The organism is Streptomyces sp. NBC_01363 (assembly GCF_026340595.1).
GTDB lineage: Bacteria > Actinomycetota > Actinomycetes > Streptomycetales > Streptomycetaceae > Streptomyces.
In genome coordinates this window covers 1,143,236-1,157,881 of record NZ_JAPEPF010000002.1, presented here as the reverse complement: position 1 = coordinate 1,157,881, position 14,646 = coordinate 1,143,236, and the positions used below count along the sequence as shown (strand labels likewise).

At 70.9% G+C, this 14,646-nt stretch carries 13 protein-coding genes; 7 read left to right on the top strand and 6 right to left on the bottom strand.

Annotated features, from left to right (window positions below):
- The first annotated feature begins 3 nt into the window (after nt 1–3).
- Together OG611_RS33020 and OG611_RS33015 are read left to right on the top strand one after the other, a co-directional pair.
- A complete protein-coding gene (locus OG611_RS33020; RefSeq protein ID WP_266428628.1) occupies nt 4–1,743 on the top strand; it encodes a PucR family transcriptional regulator in 1,740 nt (579 codons plus the stop codon).
- Nucleotides 1,744–1,904: 161 nt separating this feature from the next.
- Nucleotides 1,905–2,690 carry a hypothetical protein gene (locus OG611_RS33015; RefSeq protein WP_266428625.1) on the top strand — a complete coding sequence of 262 codons (786 nt, stop codon included), beginning with the start codon at nt 1,905–1,907 and terminating at the stop codon, nt 2,688–2,690.
- A 42-nt stretch (nt 2,691–2,732) separates the two neighbouring features.
- Here OG611_RS33015 and OG611_RS33010 read toward each other — a convergent pair whose 3' ends face one another.
- Nucleotides 2,733–3,497 (bottom strand): GntR family transcriptional regulator, encoded by a 765-nt coding sequence (locus tag OG611_RS33010; protein WP_266428623.1) that lies wholly within the window; start codon nt 3,495–3,497, stop codon nt 2,733–2,735.
- 146 nt (nt 3,498–3,643) lie between these two features.
- On the opposite strand from OG611_RS33010, the gene OG611_RS33005 reads away from it, so the two are divergent.
- Both OG611_RS33005 and OG611_RS33000 read left to right on the top strand, forming a co-directional pair.
- Nucleotides 3,644–4,492 (top strand): (2Fe-2S)-binding protein, encoded by an 849-nt coding sequence (locus OG611_RS33005; protein ID WP_266428621.1) that lies wholly within the window; start codon nt 3,644–3,646, stop codon nt 4,490–4,492.
- Nucleotides 4,493–4,683: 191 nt separating this feature from the next.
- Complete coding sequence (locus OG611_RS33000; RefSeq protein WP_266428618.1) at nt 4,684–5,757, top strand: DUF2637 domain-containing protein; 1,074 nt, start codon at nt 4,684–4,686, stop codon at nt 5,755–5,757.
- A 43-nt stretch (nt 5,758–5,800) separates the two neighbouring features.
- Here OG611_RS33000 and OG611_RS32995 read toward each other — a convergent pair whose 3' ends face one another.
- A complete protein-coding gene (locus OG611_RS32995) occupies nt 5,801–6,163 on the bottom strand; it encodes an ATP-binding protein (RefSeq protein ID WP_323180334.1) in 363 nt (120 codons plus the stop codon).
- Between the two features lie 374 nt (nt 6,164–6,537).
- Between OG611_RS32995 and OG611_RS32990 the strand changes: the two genes are divergently transcribed.
- The gene (locus OG611_RS32990; protein ID WP_266428614.1) at nt 6,538–6,960 is read left to right on the top strand and encodes a ribonuclease domain-containing protein; all 423 of its coding nucleotides are present in this window, start codon (nt 6,538–6,540) and stop codon (nt 6,958–6,960) included.
- A gap of 109 nt (nt 6,961–7,069) precedes the next feature.
- Complete coding sequence (locus OG611_RS32985; RefSeq protein ID WP_266428611.1) at nt 7,070–7,456, top strand: barstar family protein; 387 nt, start codon at nt 7,070–7,072, stop codon at nt 7,454–7,456.
- Nucleotides 7,457–7,560: 104 nt separating this feature from the next.
- Here the strand turns inward: OG611_RS32985 and OG611_RS32980 are convergent, their stop codons facing one another.
- Nucleotides 7,561–9,933, bottom strand: coding sequence for a M9 family metallopeptidase (locus OG611_RS32980; RefSeq protein ID WP_266428608.1), 2,373 nt, complete (start codon nt 9,931–9,933; stop codon nt 7,561–7,563).
- Between the two features lie 350 nt (nt 9,934–10,283).
- Here OG611_RS32980 and OG611_RS32975 point away from each other — a divergent pair, with 350 nt between their 5' ends.
- Nucleotides 10,284–11,762 (top strand): aminopeptidase P family protein, encoded by a 1,479-nt coding sequence (locus OG611_RS32975; protein WP_266428606.1) that lies wholly within the window; start codon nt 10,284–10,286, stop codon nt 11,760–11,762.
- A gap of 78 nt (nt 11,763–11,840) precedes the next feature.
- Here the strand turns inward: OG611_RS32975 and OG611_RS32970 are convergent, their stop codons facing one another.
- The 3 genes from OG611_RS32970 to OG611_RS32960 all read right to left on the bottom strand — a co-directional run bounded on the left by OG611_RS32970 (nt 11,841) and on the right by OG611_RS32960 (nt 14,600).
- Nucleotides 11,841–12,569, bottom strand: coding sequence for a GntR family transcriptional regulator (locus OG611_RS32970; protein WP_266428603.1), 729 nt, complete (start codon nt 12,567–12,569; stop codon nt 11,841–11,843).
- An 88-nt stretch (nt 12,570–12,657) separates the two neighbouring features.
- Entirely contained in the window at nt 12,658–13,602 is a 945-nt protein-coding gene (locus tag OG611_RS32965; RefSeq protein ID WP_266428601.1) for an ornithine cyclodeaminase family protein, read from the bottom strand.
- Nucleotides 13,599–14,600 (bottom strand): proline racemase family protein, encoded by a 1,002-nt coding sequence (locus OG611_RS32960; RefSeq protein ID WP_266428599.1) that lies wholly within the window; start codon nt 14,598–14,600, stop codon nt 13,599–13,601. The genes OG611_RS32965 and OG611_RS32960 overlap by 4 nt, the downstream gene beginning before the upstream one ends.
- Between the last annotated feature and the right edge of the window lie 46 nt (nt 14,601–14,646).

Genomic DNA, 14,646 nt, shown 5'->3' with positions numbered 1-14,646 from the left:
GAGATGCGGCTGCGCGCACTGCTGGAGACCGACGCGCTGGGCCTGCGGCTGCTCGGCGGCGAGGACGAGCTGGACCGTTCGGTCCGCGGCGTGATGACCACCGACCTGCGGGATCCCAGCCGCTACCTGTCGGGCGGCGAGCTGGTCCTCACGGGCCTGGCCTGGCGCCGGGACGCGGCGGACTCGGAGCCGTTCGTACGGATCCTGGCGGGTGCCGGCGTGGCCGGGCTCGCGGCGGGCGAGGCGGAGCTCGGCGACATCCCCGGCGATCTGGTGGAGGCGTGCGCGCGGCACCGGCTGCCGCTCTTCGCCGTCCATGAGACCGTCGCGTTCGCAACGATCACCGAGCATGTGGTGCGCCAGGTGTCCGGTGAGCGGGCGGGCGATCTGGCGGCGGTCGTGGACCGGCACCGCAGGCTCATGACCTCGGGCCCGGCGGGCGGCGGGCCCGAGGTGGTCCTGGATCTGCTCGGATCCGACCTCGACCTGCATGCCTGGGTGCTCTCCCCCACCGGCCGGCAGATCGCGGGCGCCGGTGAAACGTCACTGCCCGGACCGGTCGGCGTCGCACTGGCCGGCCACCATCTGGCCGCCACCCGCACCGGCCGCCGCGCCCCGCACCGGGCCACGGTCGACGGCACCGCGTATTCGCTCTTCCCGATCCGGAACACCGGCCGCGGCGCCGTCCCGGCCTCCCGCGACGTCCGTGAGTCGGTGCTCTCGGACTGGCTGCTCGCGGTCGAGGCGGACGCGAGCGACTGGCCGCCGGCCCGGCTGGATCTGCTCCAGGGCGTCACCCAGCTGATCGCCGTCGAACGGGACCGGCGCGACGCGGCACGTACGGTACGCCGCAGGCTCGCCCAGGAAGTCCTGGAACTGGTCCAGACGGGTGCCCCGCCGGCCGAGATCGCCGCCCGGCTGCGGGTCGCGGCCCCGGTGCTGCTGCCGGGGCTCGGGTCCGCACCGCACTGGCAGGTCGTGGTGGCGCGGGTCGAGTGGGGCGGCGCGGAGGGCCAGTCCGCCGCCGGCGCCCCGGCGGGGTCCGGTTCCGCCGTCGCGGGCGGCCCGGTCGCCCAGGCGCTGCTGGAGGAGATCCTGGTCGACCCCGCGGTCACCGGCCCCGACTCGGCGGACCGGATCGCGGTCGCCCATACGGGCGAGGAGGCCGTCGCCCTCGTACCGCTGCCCGCCGTCACCGCGCCCGCGCCGGACCGGGACGCCGCGCACACCGAGGCGGGCGTGGATCCCGCGCTCCATGCCGATGTGCTGCTCGCCGCGGTCCGCGAACCGCTCTCCGCGGGCCTCGCCGACGACGGCCGACTGACCCTGGGTGTCAGCGCGGCCGTCCATTCGCCCGAGGGACTGCGCGGTGCCCTGGAGGAGGCCCGGCACGCCCGCCGGGTGGCGGCGGCCCGCCCCGGCCGGGTCTGCGCGGCCGGACACCACGAGCTGGCCTCGCACGTGCTGCTGCTGCCGTTCGTCCCCGACGACGTGCGCCGCGCGTTCACCGCACGCCTGCTCGACCCGCTGCGCGACTACGACCGGCGCCACCGCGCGGAGCTGATCCCGACGCTGGAGGCGTTCCTGGACTGCGACGGATCGTGGACCCGCTGCGCGGCCCGGCTCCACCTGCACGTCAACACGTTGCGCTACCGGGTGGGGCGAATCGAGCAGTTGACGGGACGTGACCTTTCGCGCCTGGAGGACAAGCTCGATTTCTTCCTCGCCCTGCGTATGAGCTGATTTCCCGGCCCTGTCACGGCTGTTGGCGGCTCCGTTCGTTTGTGAAATCTTTCACCTGAGATTGAACGACCCCTTGGCCCGGCGTGCAGATCCGTGCTGAGATGCGGCCAGACTCACAGCTCGATGGCGCGCTAGGGGAGGGCAATGTGGCGCATACCGCCATGTCTGGTTCCGGAACGACAGCAGATGACGATCCGCCGCTCCAGACAGCGGTATGGCGGCTGCGGTCACGCGCCTGCTGGACGGACGCCGCAGCTCTGCTCGAACCCGGCGCCGACACCGATCCGGCCGCCGCGCTCCAGCGGACCGCCCTGCTGACCGAACGGTGCCTGTACACCGGAAAGGGCTGGACCGACGCCGAGGACGCCTTGCGTACCGCGGAGGCGCTGGCCCACGACGACGACGAACGCGGCGCGGCCGCGTGCGAGCGCGGCCATCTGGCGTACGCGTCGACACTCCTGGGGGTACGCGACCGGGCCGACGAGGCCAGTGTCGCGCTGAGCCGGGCCGCCGCGCTGCTCGCCCCGTCCGCGCCGGGCCGCCCGCTGCTGGACTTCCGGCGGGGTCTGATCGCGCAGAACATCGCCGACTCGCCGGAGGCCGCGCGCGCCGCGTACCGCAGGGCCCACGCCGGAGCCACCGCCCAGGGGGACGCACTGCTGCTCTCCTCGACCTGGCGCCATCTCGCCCTGCTGGCCCTGCGCGAGGGCGAGCTGGCGGAGGCCCGGCACGGCTTCGCGGAGTCCCTGCGGATAAGGGAGGAGCTGGGCTATCTGATCGGTACGGCTCCGGCCCTCATCGCCCTCGCGGACTCCGAGCCGGAGCCCGAGCTGGCGACCCGGCTGCGCGCCGAGGCGGGCCGGCTGTTCCGGCTGCTCGGGGGCGTGCCGACGTGGCTGGCGCCGCATCTGGACCCGCCTCCCGCGGAGACGGCCGAGGCGAACTGAGGCCGGGGCCGGGCGGGCCCGGGTCCGGGGCGCCGCGCCCGGTCAGCCCTCGGCGCCGGTGAAGTGCTCCCGTACCAGCGACTGCACCACGGCCAGGTCCTGGGCGATCAGCGCGTCGAGCAGAGCGGTGTGCTCGGCCGCGTCGGCGAGGAGGTCGGCGCGGCGGGTGACGGGGTTGCTCTCCAGCGGCCACTGTGAGCGGCGGTGCAGGTCGTCGGCGACCTGCACCAGCTGCTCGTTGCCGCAGAGCGCGAGGACCGCGCCGTGGAAGGCCCGGTCGGACTCGGCATAGCCGGCCCGGTCGCCCACGGCCGCGGCGGCCACCGTGGCCTCGGCCAGCGGGCGCAGGGCGCACCAGGCACCGGGCGGGACGGTTCGGGCCAGCCGCAGCATCACGGGGACCTCGATCAGGGCGCGTACCTCGGCCAGCTCGGCGAGCTCGCGCGGGCCGCGCTCGGACACCCGGAACCCTCGGTTCGGTACGACCTCGACGGCGCCCTCGATGGCCAGTTGCTGCATCGCCTCGCGCACCGGTGTGGCGGAGACCCCGAACCGGGCGCCAAGAGCCGGGGCCGAATAGACCTGCCCCGGAGCCAGCCGGCCGTCGACCAGGGCGGCGCGCAGCGCCTCCAGGATCTGGCCGCGTACGGAGTGCCGCTGCACCACCGCGCGCGGGGCGGGCGGCTCGCTGTGGGTGTGTTCGCCACGCGCCTGCTCGCCACGCGTCTGTTCGGGCACCCGGACGACCGCGGGGACGGTCGCGGGCGCGGCGGTCCCGTACGCCTCACGCGCTCTGCCCTGCTCCACTCGGACCTCCTCGGCCGGACGCGGGCGCGGCTCGCGTACGCCATGCCTCTTGTGCACGATAGGCGCAGGACGCCGCAGTTCAAACATCGATCCGGTCGGGTAAGGTAAGGCTAACCTGCAAACGGTCGCGATTCGGTGGTCCCTGCATGACACTCCCCGCCCTGCTCCCCGGCGCCACGGCGTCCGCCGTGACGGACGCCTACACGCGCCTGGCCGAGGTCTTTCCCGGGCTGCGCGCGCAGGTGCTGGCCGATGACGAGACCGCCCCTCGCGGCACCGGCTGGGTGGGTGCCGACGAACTGGCGGCGGGGGGCGCCGCGCTCGACGACTTCCTCGCCTGGGACCACGCCCAGGTGGTGCGGGACTACGGGCAACAGCCCCGCCCCGACGTGGTCGCCAGCTTCGGGCTGCACCGCTACGCCTGGCCCGCCTGCCTGCTGGTGACGGTGCCCTGGTTCCTGCATCGGCGGGTGCCCCGAATTCCCGTCGGGGACGTGGCGTTCCAGCGGGCGCTGGGTCATCTGACCCTCCGGGTGAGGGAGTTCGCCTGCCTGCCGGACGATCCGGCCGCCGCGTTGCCGGGCGCCCGCGTGGTATCCGACGAGACGGAACTGCGGGCCGAGGTGCTCGCGGCGGTGGCCGACCACATCGGCCCGGTGCTCGACGGCTTCGGGCCTCGGATGCGGCGCGGCAGGCGCGCGCTGTGGGGCATGGCGACGGACGAGATCGTCGAGGGGCTCTGGTACATCGCCCATCTGCTCGGCGAGGAACGACGGGCGATGGCCGAGCTGGAGGCGCTCCTGCCGGGCACCACGAAGCCGTACGTCGGCTCCGCGGGCTTCCGCGATCTGACCGGACCGGACGGCGAATCGCTGCCCACCCGCGACCGGGCGAGCTGCTGTCTGTTCTACACGCTGCGCCCCGAGGACACCTGCGTCACCTGCCCGCGTACCCGTGACGCCGACCGGGTGCGGAAGCTGACGCCCGCTCACTGATCAACACCACTCGCGCGAGTAGTACAATTCGAACGCAACTCATCGGTCGCGTGCGGGCATTCGAGCCGACCCCGGTCTTCCGTACGCCGTGCCGACCCAATGGCGTTCTCTTGCCCCGAAACCCCCTGTGCATGATGGGGTTTCGGCAATCATGGCGCCCGAAATGCCCTACGCAATGCAAGGGACCGCGCATGAGACTGACCGACATATCGCTGAATTGGCTGCTTCCGGGCGCCGTGCTGCTCGTGGGAGTCCTGGCGGCGGTGGCGGTGGTCGCGCGCGGCAAGCGCGCCGCTGACACATCCGCGGTCGAGGACAGCTGGGAACGCAGCGAAGAGCGTCGCAGACGCAAGGAGGCCCTGTACGCCACCGCCTCGTACGTCCTGCTGTTCTGTTGTGCGGCGGTCGCCGCCGCACTCTCCTTCCACGGGCTCGTCGGCTTCGGCGAGCAGAACCTCGGCCTCTCCGGGGGCTGGGAGTACCTCGTCCCCTTCGGCCTCGACGGCGCGGCCATGTTCTGTTCCGTACTCGCGGTGCGCGAGGCCAGCCACGGTGACGCGGCGCTCGGCTCGCGCCTGCTCGTGTGGACGTTCGCCGGCGCCGCCGCCTGGTTCAACTGGGTGCACGCACCGCGCGGGATCGACCACGCGGGCGCCCCGCACTTCTTCGCGGGGATGTCGCTCTCGGCGGCCGTGCTCTTCGACCGGGCCCTGAAGCAGACCCGCCGGGCCGCGCTGCGCGAGCAGGGCCTGGTGCCTCGTCCGCTGCCGCAGATCCGGATCGTCCGGTGGCTGCGCGCCCCTCGGGAGACCTTCGGCGCCTGGTCGCTGATGCTGCTGGAAGGCGTACGCACGCTGGACGAGGCGGTCGACGAGGTACGTGAGGACAGGCGGGAGAAGGAGCAGAACCGCCTCCGCAGGAAGGACCAGGAGAAGCTGGACCGGGCCCACATCAAGGCGCTGAACCGGCAGAACCGGGCCTGGCGCCGGGTCGGCCGCGGCGGCACCCAGGTGGACGTCCAGGCCATCGCCCCCACGGCGGGCTCCGCGTCCGTCGTGGAGCCCGCCATATCCGAGCCGGGACAACTGCCGTTGCGCCCCCGGCCATCCCTGCAAGCCGTGACGGGTCCGAGCGCCGCCGCCCCGGACCGGAGCCCGAATGAACCGGTCACCGTCGACCTCACCGCCGAGGACGACACCCAGGCACTGCCCCGGCTGGACTCGCTGGAGCGGAAACTGAAGGATCTGGAGCAGCAGTTCGGCTGATCCGCAGTCACAGGCCCTGACGGCCCGGTTCCCTTCCGGTCCGTCAGGGCCTTTCGCCGTCCAGCTCGAACCAGACGACCTTGCCCGGCGCATGGGCGCTGACTCCCCAGGCGTCCGCGAGGCTCCGCACCAGGAGGAGCCCTCGGCCATGCGTACCGTCGTCGGCGTTCGGTACGTACGACAGGGGCAGCCCGGACACGAAGTCCCGAACCTCCACCCGTAATCTGGCGGGCGCCACACTCACCGTCACGACCGCGCCGCGTCCCGTGTGGATCAGCGCATTGGTCACCAGCTCGCTGAGCAGGAGCTCCGCCACCTGGGCCGGTTCGGTACTCCACCGGTAGCGCAGGAACTCGCGTAACGCATGGCGCACTTCACCCACGGCCGCCAGATCGGTGTGGGCCAGTCGGCGATGCAGCCGGACCGGCTGCCGCTCCTTCGCCCCCGGTTCGTGCGAGGTCTCGCCCTCCATGGAATCGGCATCTCCCTGACGTTCCATCATTTCCCCCGCCCGCACAGTGAATCGCCCCCTTCTCGTGGTCCCGGTCTCCGTGTCGGATGCTTCTCGTGGAACTCCTTCACGGAACACGTTCACGGGATGCATGCCCCGCTGACGGTCCGCCACGCTTGTCGACTCATCAATAAGTGAACGGAGAACCGGAACCGGCCGGAGAACTGCCGGACATCTGCGTGACACATTTCCCCCTCGGGTTAACTTCCAAAAAATTCACATCGGTTGGCGTTGACGGGACCGTGTCTACGCGCGTCATCATGGTGGCTATGCGAATCCCCCCACGGATCACCACGCTCGGTGGCGCAGCCGCCCTCCTGTCCGTCCTCCTCGTCGGCGCCCCGGCCACCACGGCCACCGCCTCGACCGCATCCACCGCCTCCTCCACCTCCGTCTCCATCACGTCGGTCGGCAGCATCTGCTACTCGGCGCTGCCCGCCCAGGCGCACGACACCCTCGACCTGATCGACGCGGGCGGCCCGTTCCCGTACTCGCAGGACGGCTCCGTCTTCCAGAACCGTGAAGGCGTCCTGCCCGGCCAGAGCGCCGGCTACTACCACGAGTACACGGTCGTCACCCCCGGCTCACCGACCCGCGGTGCCCGCCGGATCGTCACCGGCGAGAAGGCGCAGGAGGACTACTACACCGGCGACCACTACGCCACCTTCGACCTGATCGACCAGGGCTGCTGAAGCCCGGCCCCTCCGGACCGATCCGCGCCGTAGACCCCCACCTGCGGCGCGGATCACGTTCCGGGGCCGGAAAACGAACCCGACGCTCCACGACTTGTACCCTCCCCCCATGACCGTGACCTATGTGATCGACGGCTCCCGGGTCACCGGCCTGGAGCAGTTCTGGGAAGTGATCGGCGAGGCCGTGAACGGCCCGGGTGGATATTTCGGCCGCAATTTCGACGCCCTCGCGGACTGCCTGCACGGCGGGATGGGCACCCCGGACGACGGCGACTTCGTATTCGAGTGGCGGGACCACGCGCTCTCCGCACGGGCCCTGGGCCACGAGGAGACGGCCCGGCAGCTGCGGCGGAGCCTGGACCGGGCCCACCCCAGCAACCGGGCGGCGCTCCGCCGCAGGCTCGACGAGGCACTCGCGGGGCGCGGACCGACGCTCTTCGAGCAGCTCGTGGAGATCCTGCGGAACGACGGGCCGGGCGTCCTGCGGCTGTTGTGAGCTCCGGGCCGTGTCCGGCGGACGCGCCCCGGAGGAGAGGAACAGCACCGGTCGACCGAGCGGGATCACCACTCGGCCGACCGATACCGTGGGGGTCGTAGGGATCAGAACTCGGTGGTGACCTTGGCTCCGTCGAACGCCTCGGTGCCGTAGAGGCTGATGAAGTGGTAGCCCGGCGCCGGGTTGTTGACGGTCAGGGTGTGCTCGTTGCCCGCGCCGACGGACTTGTCGGTGTAGACCTTGGTGGTCGCCCACTCCTGCGAGCTGTAGTAGAGATCGGCGTCACCCGTGCCGCCGGAGGCGGTGATCTTCAGCTGGGTGGTGCCGGCCGGGATGACGACGGCCAGGTAGGCGTAGTCGCCCTTGACGGCCTTCAGCCCGCTGCGCATGCAGTTCTGGCCCAGCAGCCTGGTGTCGGCGTCCTTGCACTCGGTGATCTCACCGGGCGGGTTGGTGGACCCGCCGCCGCAGGCACCGGCCGCGCAGGCGGCCAGCCAGGTGTTCCAGTCGGCGTCGTAACGGCTGCCGATGGTCGACGTGAGCAGGGTGCGGGCGCCGTCCCAGTCGCCCTTGCGGTAGAGACCGAGCAGGGTGTCGACGTCGGAGCGGTGGGATTCGAGCATGTAACGGACGGCCAGGTAGCCCCAGTTGTACACGCGGGTCTGGTCGGCGTTGTCGTAGGTGGTGTCGAACAGGGTCCGCAGGGTGTAGGTGCGGTTGGCGGCCTGGGCGACGGCGTCGTCGTAGGTGACCTTGCGGTACGAGTACGAGACGAACTCCGCGAAGCCCTCCACCCACCAGACGGTCGGGGTGGTCATTCCGGCGGCGAAGTCGCCGTACATGTCGAAGCGGCCGTCGAGGTAGTGCGTGTACTCGTGGTTGAGGTTCCAGATCTGGAAGTCGGGGCGGGCCCACTCGGCCTCGTAGGCGATGAACCGGGGCTGGTTGCCCTCGGCCTTGGGGTCGCCCTCCAGGTACATGCCACCGTTGTTGGTGTCGATGCCGAAGATCACTCCGGCGTAGGTCTGGTAGTCGGTGCTGGAGTTGAAGGCCACTACCTCGATGGTCTTGTTGTTGTCGTCGGCGACCGCGCCGTTGTCCCGGGCCACCTCGTGGAAGTAGGCGTCCTGGCCGCGCAGGCTGGTACAGCTGGCTTCGAGCTCCTCCGCGGTCATGTCCTGCGCCCGGATGGTGATGCTGTCGCTACAGGTGTGCTTCACCGGCAGGACGGCCTTCTCCAGACGCTGCGCGAGGTCACAGGCGCCGTAGGCCGCGCAGTTGTCCTTGTCGTAGGCGTCGACCATCTTGGCCAGATTGACCCAGAGCGGGGCGGTGGGGCCGTCGATGGAGCTCTTGCCCATCAGGTCGACCGCGAGCGGGCTCGCCTTGGCGCGCAGCGAGTCCTCCTTGAGGAAGCGGCCGAGCTCGAGTCCCGCGTTGGAGACAAGGAACGACTGCTTGGTGTCCAGCAGGTCGAGGTGGTTCGCGGCGAAGTCGTGCAGGGAGTTCAGCACGCTGGAATCGGCCTCGATGGCGCTGATGAACTCCGGCACCTGGTGACCACGGAACATGATCGTGTACACGCTGTTCACGGCGTTGACCATGTACCAGGAGCTGTTGTACGAGGAGTCGTAGTCAGCCAGCATCCGCTTGACGATGTTCAGGTAACGGGCGTTCTCCCCGGCGCTGTCGACCAGGATGATCGCCTCGGACAGGCTCTCGCCGTTGGCGTCGGTGACGTCGAAGGCGTGCGAGGAGCCGAAGAAGCCGTCGAGCGCGCCCTGGATGGCCGTGCGCAGGCGCGGCCCGTACTCTCCGACGGTGTCGGGGTCGTAGTACTGCACGTAGTAGCCGGCCCGGAGGAAGAGGACCAGCTGGGGCATGCCGGTGCTGCTGTCACCGGGGTAGGAGGCCGACGCGTCGCGCATGGCATCGGCGATGGTGACCATCTGGTCCTCGCGGAAGGCGTTGTAGCCGTCCTGGCCCTTGAGACGGAACAGCGTGTTGACGCAGTCGGTGGTCGCCGCCTTGACCTTCTCGACCAGGGCGCTTCCGGTGTTGTTGGTGAAATCGGTGGTGTTGCACTCGGCCGCGGCCTTGCCGAGCTTCTTGGCGCGGCGCTTCTCGGCCTTCATCGAAGGTGCCGGGTGGCTCGGAAGCGCGGTGGCCTGGTCGTCGTAGTCCCGCTTGAGCGCGTCCTTGGACGCGGACAGTGGCGGCCGGTCGGCGGCCTTGAGCGACTTGCGTTCGACGTGAGCGGCATCGTCGGCGGGTGCCGTCAGCGCCTCGGCGGTGGGGCCGCCGGGGTCCTCGGTCCGGGTTTCCGCCCGTCCTTGAGCGGCGCCCGGGGAGTGGGGGGACGCGGCCGACGCGGCGGGGCGCTGCTCGACGGCCTGGCTCGGTGCCGTGAACAGGCCCACGCCCAGGCATGCTGCCAGGACCACAGTGGACAATCCGGTTATTCTCTGTCGAACCATGAGGTTCTTCACGTGCCGCCTCCCAGCGGAGTGGTAACCGCGCGACAGGGCGCGGTTGTGGGGGAATGCAAGAGGCCGGTGGCGAACCGGGTCTGAACTGCACTCACGTCGTGACATGAGCACGGCTCCGTTCCTCTTGCGCGCTGTACAATGGCACATGTCACATGTTCTTTGGAACCCCTCTCGCGCACATTCATCCGCGCGACAACTTCTCGTCGCAGCACGGGATATGACACGCGGCCCCGAACGTGTCGGCCGCCACCGCCGGTTTCCCGACCACCGCACCACCGTGTCCCCGGAGAGCCGGAATTCCGGCCCCGCCCCCGGTCCCACAGAGCCCCCGAGGAGCAATGCCCGTGTCCCGTTCCTTCTCCGCGCCCCGCACCGGCAGCCACGACCTGCCGGTGTCACCCGCCCTGGACGCCTTCATGGGCACCGGGTGGGCCAAGTCCCCGCTGCCGACGGACCTTCGTGTCCCCTCCATCGACGCCACCCCCGCCCGCCGGGCCCGGCTGGCCGCCCGCTTCCCCGGCGAGCGCCTGATCATCCCGGCGGGCGCGCTCGCCGTCCGCTCCAATGACACCGACCACCGCTTCCGGCCGCACACCGGCTATGCCTGGCTCACCGGCCTCACCGGCGAGGACCAGGCCGGCCATGTCCTCGTCCTGGAGCCGGACGGCGACGAGCGCCACGAGGCGGTGCTCTATCTGCGACCCCGGTCACCGCGCACCGGCCAGGAGTTCTACCGCGACCGCAGATACGGGGAGTTCTGGGTCGGCCGCAGGCCCGACCTGGCGGAGGCCACCCGGCTGACCGGCATCCGCTGCGCGCATCTGGACGCCTGGGAGAAGCTGCTCACCGGGCCGCAGCCACCGGTGCGGGTGCTGGGCGGCGTGGACCCGTCCGTCGACGAACTGCTGCGTTCCTGCCGCGCGTTCCCGCACCGACGCTCGGCTCCGGCCGGGCTCAAAGCGGTGATCAGTGAGCTCCGCCTCGTCAAGGACCCCTATGAGACCGGCCAGTTGCAGCAGGCCGTCGACGCGACGGCGGCGGGGTTCGAGGACGTGGTGCGAAGCCTGCCGCAGGCGCTGCGGCACCCGCGCGGCGAGCGCTGGATCGAGGGCGTCTTCGATCTGCGGGCCCGGCTGGTGGGGAACGGTCCGGGCTACTCCACGATCGCCGCCGCCGGGGCGCACGCCTGCGTCCTGCACTGGATCCGCAACGACGGACCGCTGGAACGCGACCAGTTGCTGCTCCTGGACGCCGGGGTGGAGACCGACTCGCTCTACACGGCCGACATCACCCGCACCCTGCCGCTGTCCGGCCGCTTCTCCCCCGTGCAGCGCACTGTCTACGAGCTGGTGCTCGCCGCCCAGGACGCGGGCATCGCGGCCCTGCGCCCGGGAGCACGATTCCGTGACTTCCATCTGGCGGCCATGCGGGTCATTGCCGAAGGGCTGCACGCGTGGGGCGTGCTGCCGATGTCCGCGGACGAGGCGCTCGATCCGGACAACGGCTTCTACCGCCGCTACACGCTCTGCAGCAGCGGCCACATGCTCGGCATGGACGTGCACGACTGTGCGCAGGCGCGTGCGGAAACCTATCTGGACGGGCGCCTGGAAGCCGGTCAGGTGCTGACCGTGGAGCCCGGGCTCTACCTCCAGCCCGATGACGAGACGCTGCCCCGGTCGCTGCGCGGGATCGGGGTGCGGATCGAGGACGACCTCGTGATCACGGCCGACGGTGCTCGCCTCATGTCGTCCGCGCTGCCGCGCACCGCCGACGGCATCGAGGAGTGGATGGCCTCGCTGCTGGAGACCGGGGCCTGAGAGTGTCCTTCAACGGCCGCCCGATGGGCGGCCGTTGAAGGACGAGAGCCGAACGGCGGCGGCAGGGTGCGCGGTGGATCAGGCCTCTGCGGCCGGCATCCTCACTCTGCTGATCCGCTTGCCTCCCGCGCCGGTGTCATCGGGTTCGTCCTCGGCCCAGAGGCTCCTGATATGTGACATATGCCCCAGCATGCACCGCTCCGCGTCCTCCGCGTTCCCCGCGATCAGGAGGTCGAGCAACTGGCCGTGTTCCTCCGCGGACTGGACCAGCAGCCCCGTCTCGTCGAGCCGGTTCAGCCCGAAGAGGCGTGATCGCTTGCGCAGATTGCCGACCTCCTCCACCAAGCGGCGGTTTCCCGCCAACCCGAGCAGTTCGAGGTGGAAGCGGCGGTCCGCCTCCAGATAGCCGAGGATGTCGTGCTCGGCAGCGGCTGCGACGATCGCCTGGGCGAGTGGCCGCAGCGCCTCCAGCTCCCTGGTCCTGCCCATCCGGGCGATGCGTCCGACGGTGGGAACCTCGATCATGACCCGCAGCTCGGTGAAGTCGTCGAGATCCTGTTCGGTCAACTCCGTTATCCGGAAGCCCTTGTTGCGTACGGCTTCGACCAGGCCCTCGCGAGCCAGGTCGAGCATGGCCTCGCGGACCGGGGTGGCGGACACCCCGAAGTCGGCGGCGAGCGCGGGAGCGGAGTAGATCACCCCCGGACGGAGTTCCCCCGCGATGAGGGCCGCCCTGAGGGCGTTTGCCACCCGGTCACGCAAGTGCTCCTGCGCGGAGATGGCGTTGAGCGTCGTCAGGCGGGCCATATGTGTTCCTCCAGCGCCGTGCGGGGCCTCAGAATACAATGTCACGTTTCCGCCAGGGCCCGTCGTTCCGGAGCTGTGGACAACTCGTTCAAGGCGTCGAATTCCGGTGCACCGCCGCGGCGACAGCGAGGTCCTCCCAGCCCATCCCGACGCTCTTGAAGAACCGGGGGCCCTCGAAGTCGGCCGGCTTCCCCTCGATGTTGCGACCGGTCACCAGCTCGGCGAGGTTGGCGACGATGCCCTCGGCCCCGAAGGCGCCCTCCGCCAGCGGGATCAGCAGATCGCCCGCCTCCGACAGCGCCGCCGACCGCGATTCGACGATGACGGCGGAGCGTGACACCAGCGCGGTGTCCACCTCCCGGGCATCGGGGGTGTGCGAGCCGACCGCGACGACCGTCGCCCCGTCCGGCACGAGGGAACCGTCGAACAGCGGGGTGGCGGAGGTGGTGCAGCAGAGCACCAGATCGGCCGTGGCGACCTCACCGGCACCGTGCCCCTGCCCCGCGCGGGCGTCCACGCCGAGCCGGCGGGCGTGCTCGGCCAGTGCCTCGGCCCGGTGCGGGTTGCGGCCGACCACGGTGACCCGTTCGACCCGGCGTTCCGCGAGCACCGCATCCAGATGCCCGTACGCCTGGGGGCCGGTTCCGAAGAGCACCAGATGGCGCACGACGGGCCCGGTGAGGTGGCGGATCGCCAGTGCGGACACGGCCGGTGTACGCAGGGTGGTGAGCGCGGCCCCGTCCAGCAGGGCGAGTGGCAGCAGCGTGGCGGCGTCGAGCAGCAGATAGCTTCCGGTGATCCGGGGCAGGCCGCGCGCCGGGTTGTCCGGCGCGACCCCGGCGATCTTCACTCCGGTCACCTGCCGGGTGGTGGCGGGCATGATCAGCAGCTCCCCGCCCGGCACGGTGACATGGTGCCGGGCGGGTGCCGTTTCCGGATCCAGTCCCCCGCTCAGCGCCGCCTCCAGTGCGTCCACGGCTCCGGTCGGTCCCAGGGCCTCGATGTCGTCGGCGCCGAGCAGGGGAAGATTCACAGCAGGAATCCTTCGGGGAAGGGGTCGGACGGGTTCAGGAAGAATTGTGCGGTACCGGTGATCCAGGCGCGGCCGGTGACGGTGGGGACAACGGCCGGCAGTCCGCCCACGGTGGTCTCCTGGACGAGCCGTCCGGTGAACGAGGTGCCGATGAAGGATTCGTTCACGAAGTCGGTGTCCAGGGGGAGTTCACCGCGTGCGTGCAGCTGGGCCATGCGGGCCGAGGTGCCGGTCCCGCAGGGTGATCGGTCGAACCAGCCGGGGTGGATGGCCATCGCGTGCCGGGAGTGGCGGGCGTCGGACCCGGGCGCGATGCACTGCACGTGCTTGAGGCCGTGAATGTGCGGATCCTCGGGGTGGACGGGCCGGTCGGTGGCGTTGACCGCGTCCATCAGGGCGAGCCCGGCGGCCAGGATGTCGTCCTTGCGCGCCCGGTCGAAGGGCAGCCCGAGGTCGGCCAGGTGAAGCATCGCGTAGAAGTTCCCGCCGTAGGCGAGGTCGTAGCGCAGCTTCCCGTAGCCGGGGACGTCCACCGTCCGGTCGAGCGCGACGCTGAACGCCGGAACGTTGGTGAGGGTCACGGCGGTGGCGGCGCCGTCCGTCACCTGTACGTCGACGCTGACGAGCCCGGCCGGGGTGTCCAGCCGCACGGTGGTGACGGGTTCGGTGACCTCCACCATGCCGGTCTCCACCAGGACGGTCGCCACCCCGATGGTGCCGTGCCCGCACATCGGCAGATAGCCGGAGACCTCGATGAAGAGGACTCCGTAGTCCGCGTCCGGCCGGGTGGGCGGCTGGAGGATCGCGCCGCTCATGGAGGCGTGGCCGCGCGGTTCGTACATGAGCAGGGTGCGTACGGCGTCGCGGTGCTCCTGGAAGTGGCTGCGCCGTTCGGCCATCGTCGCACCGGGGATGGTGCCGATGCCCCCGGTGATGACGCGGGTGGGCATGCCCTCGGTGTGCGAGTCGACGGCATGGAAGATGTGACGTGTCTGCAAGGCTCCCCCTGATGGGTCACGGCGTACACGAAGAACACGGGAACGG